This is a genomic window from Helicobacter sp. 11S02629-2 (assembly GCF_002272875.1).
Classification (GTDB): Bacteria; Campylobacterota; Campylobacteria; order Campylobacterales; family Helicobacteraceae; genus Helicobacter_I.
Genome location: NZ_MLAN01000032.1, coordinates 1 through 2981 on the forward strand (window position 1 = coordinate 1; position 2981 = coordinate 2981).

The 2981-nt window shown below is 32.9% G+C and carries 4 protein-coding genes; 2 read left to right on the forward strand and 2 right to left on the reverse strand.

The features are described from left to right. Both BKH40_RS08820 and BKH40_RS08470 read left to right on the forward strand, forming a co-directional pair. Positions 1-810: PBECR2 nuclease fold domain-containing protein (locus BKH40_RS08820; protein WP_180675176.1), on the forward strand; the 810-nt coding region annotated here is incomplete at its 5' end. Positions 811-823: 13 nt separating this feature from the next. Further along, a complete protein-coding gene (locus BKH40_RS08470) occupies positions 824-1210 on the forward strand; it encodes a hypothetical protein (RefSeq protein WP_095278589.1) in 387 nt (128 codons plus the stop codon). Positions 1211-1543: 333 nt separating this feature from the next. On the opposite strand, the gene BKH40_RS08475 is transcribed toward BKH40_RS08470, so the two are convergent. Together BKH40_RS08475 and BKH40_RS08480 are read right to left on the reverse strand one after the other, a co-directional pair. Then, complete coding sequence (locus BKH40_RS08475) at positions 1544-2269, reverse strand: hypothetical protein (protein WP_095278590.1); 726 nt, start codon at positions 2267-2269, stop codon at positions 1544-1546. 2 nt (positions 2270-2271) lie between these two features. Next, positions 2272-2706, reverse strand: coding sequence for a type II toxin-antitoxin system antitoxin SocA domain-containing protein (locus BKH40_RS08480; RefSeq protein ID WP_095278591.1), 435 nt, complete (start codon positions 2704-2706; stop codon positions 2272-2274). Between the last annotated feature and the right edge of the window lie 275 nt (positions 2707-2981).

Consider the following 2981-nt stretch of genomic DNA (forward strand, 5'->3'; position numbering starts at 1 on the left):
TTAAGTCTAGAGGTAAGTAAGAAGGGACAAAAAGACATATATGAAAGCTTAGATAGCCTAGGCTTATCTACTAAAAATAATGATCTTTTTAGAACAAAGATACAAAGCCTAGAAGACTTTATAAAAAGCATTAATGAAGAAGACCTCTTAAAAAAAAAGACTAAAGGGTTTGATGTAGATAAGATAAGCAAGGAAGCCAAAGAAGAAGCTAGAGAGCTAGATAGTGAAAACGTAAGACAATATAAGCCTTATACTTTTACATACAAAAAAGTTGGAGCGAATGAAGGTAAAGAAGTTACTGCAGATGCAAATACTGTAAAAGAGTGGATGGAAAGCTTAGGGCTTAAAAATCTTGAAGATGAGTTTGTGCCTAAAGTGCCTAGAGTTGTGCAAGAGTATTTAGGTGGGGATATAAAGCTAACACTAGGTAGTTTTAGAAAACTAGTAGCAAACAATAGAACTAGCAAAATTAATGAGATAAGACCAACACTTGAAGCCCCTGATATAGTACTAAGAGATAAAGACGATGCGATTATATTTGCAAAAATACTAGATGATAAGTTGTACTTTACTAGTGTGGTTAAAAACTATGAAGGTGAATATATAGTTAGTTCAAACTGGATAAAAACAGCAAATACTATAAATAACTTAGAAAAAGATGGAGAGGTTGTATATCAGTCTCCAAAGCTTCTGGATTCTCGCAAAGCTTTTACAGATATCACGTCCTCAACCAACAAGACTGATATACAACAAAATGCTACTACAACTCCTAAAATTAGTCAAGAAGTGGTCAAAAAGGAAGAGCCCTAAAACATTAAAGCAGTTGCAAAAAGAAGGACTAAGTGAGTTTGGGGTTAACTATAAGGAGTTTTATCACAAACCAAAAGATGCTATCAAACACTTACTAAAAACTAAAGAAGGTCAAGTTGCAGGGGCTTTTTATAGACCTGATTTAGGGGATATAAACTTAGTTTGGGGAGATAGCAATAAAGGCTTAAAACATATATTGGAAAGAAGAACTAGCGACAAAGGAAGGCAAGCTGCACTAAAGTTTATAGAAGAGTTGCCAGAGTTAATACAAAATGGTGAGGCAAAATACGGAGAAACAAGAGTTTATCTATATAGCGATAAGGCACAAGCTGTCATATCTCTTGACTACAAAGGAAATAAAGACAATAAGTGGATAGTAACCGGATACTGGAAGAACTAACCCTGTTGATATAGCTCATTCACACTAACACAACCTTTAAATAAAGACTTTAGCTTGAATCATCTTCATAGGATTAGCTTTGAGATTATAACATCACTAAAAAAACAGTTGGCTTTATATATAAAAAGCAAAACACTAGCGGCATTGGTGTGGAATCTACCGCCACTAGTTTATACTCTAAAAGTATTCACTTTTTTTTGTAAAAATTTTTATTACCACCGAAAAATAAAGTTGTTTATAGAAACAAACAAGCAAGGAAAAAATACATAATTTAGAGCAAACTTGTCTGTAAAAAACAAAGCTATACAAGCAATATCAAAACATCTGTTATATTTAAACAGACCTTATAATCATCCATGCTATAAAATCAACTATCATAATGACAGCAACTATTATGTTAAAAATTAACGCTTGATTGTTTTTGTCCCAGTACTTAAAACTAAACCCGTTTAAAAGCTTTATAAACCTATATAATCCATCTAATATATTAACTATAAAAAGCCCTACCAAACAAGCTATAAAGACTATGCGATAAGGACTAGCTTGCATGATGTTTGTAAGCACGGAAGTAGAAAAAGCAAAGGCTCCAACGAAAGTTACAACTATAGCAGCAAAGATGCCAAGTATGGTTATGTATTCTTTTTTGGTGTTTTTCACTTCAGTTTCTAGGTTTTTTACTTGATGAACTGCCTCATTAATCTCTTTTATCTTATTTTTATACGGCAAAAAATCTTTTAGTCTGTAATATTCAAGATTTACATGATCTGAGAGTTTAAATAAATTAGCTTGCAAGCTTTCACTCTCGTTTTCATCTACTGCATATTTGTGTAGAACGGTCAAGTTGTTCATAATAGAGTTTATCTCATCTACTGGAACACTAAGTAAAAAACTTGTTATGTAGCCATAACTATGTCTATACTTACCACTGTAGATATTTTTTAGATCTTTTAGCTTTTCTTCAAACTGGAACTTATCGGTTAAGTTAGCGTTTCTTAATGACTGAAGTATCTTTGTTAGCCCTTTATCTTTTTGCTCTTGTAACTTCTCTTTTGTATCCACGCTTAACCTTTAAAGTTTTGGGCATCAAGCCTTATAAGCTCTTTACTTATAAGGGCGTGATTTCCACTACCACCTTGATAAGTTCTATCCCATGCACTATTAGGGAGATGGGTTATGTTTACTAACTCCCATGGATATTTTTTAGCCAAATTTAGTATCAATTCATTCATATCAGGCGATAAAGTCCTATCATCTAAGACTTTAGCGTCAGTATAAATTGCAAGACCTGCCCATATAGAATACTCTCTATACACCTCTTCTACTACTGGACCAAACTGCCAAGCCTCAAAAGGCTCATCAATTAAAAAGCTTCCTGTATCTTTAATATGCTTTAAGTTCACAAAATACATTATCTTTTGAAGTTGCAGGTTACTTACAGGAAAACCGTTTAAGTCAGTTAGTTGAACTATATAGCGTGCTAAATCTAGTGCTTTCATGGCTTTTCCTTTTGTTTTTAAGCCCTCTTTTTAGGCTTATAGAAGTTGTGTAAAAGAGGGGTTAAGGCTTTCTTTATGCTTGATAAAAGCTGTGTTTCTTTACGTGCAAGCTTGACTTTATGGTGATTAATTATACATTAAATTAACAATAAGCCCTGAAGTTCAAAAAGAGTGGATGGATACTTTTGGCTTAAAAAGTATAGAAGATACTTATATGCCAAACATACCAAAAAGCATTAACAAAATCATAGGGAAAGATGTGTCACTAACAAAAG